The organism is Pseudomonas sp. UBA4194, from assembly GCF_002379585.1.
Classification (GTDB): domain Bacteria; phylum Pseudomonadota; class Gammaproteobacteria; order Pseudomonadales; family Pseudomonadaceae; genus Aquipseudomonas.
Genome location: NZ_DFUE01000022.1, coordinates 397 through 890 on the forward strand (window position 1 = coordinate 397; position 494 = coordinate 890).

Annotated in this window: 1 pseudogene; it reads left to right on the forward strand. The window is 63.4% G+C overall.

The features are described from left to right. Positions 1-473 (forward strand): annotated as a pseudogene (locus B3397_RS06135) (ABC transporter ATP-binding protein); the annotation flags it as partial. Between the last annotated feature and the right edge of the window lie 21 nt (positions 474-494).

Sequence of the window (494 nt, forward strand, 5' to 3'; positions counted from 1 at the left end):
TGCTGGTGGTGTCTCACGATCGCCACCTGCTCAAAAGCACTACCGATGACTTCCTGCTGGTGGCCGATGGCAAGGTGGAGGCTTTCGACGGCGACCTCGACGACTACGCGAAATGGCTGGTGGAGTATCGCCAGCGCAACGCGCCGGTGAGCAACACCCCGGTCAACCTCGACAAGACCGACAAGAAAGCCCAGCGCCAGGCCGCGGCTGCCCTGCGTCAGCAACTGGCGCCGCACAAGAAGCAGGCCGACAAACTCGAGCGGGAGCTGGGCGAAGTGCACACCCAGCTGGCGCGGATCGAAACGGCCCTGGGTGACAGCGGACTGTACGAGGCGGCGCGCAAGGATGAGTTGCGTGACCAACTGGCGCAGCAGGCCAAATTGAAAGCCCGCGAGAGCGAGCTGGAAGAAGCCTGGATGGAAGCGTTGGAACTGCTCGAGTCCATGCAGGCGCAGATCGAGGCGCTGGCTTGATGGATCGGCGGTGAATGGTCC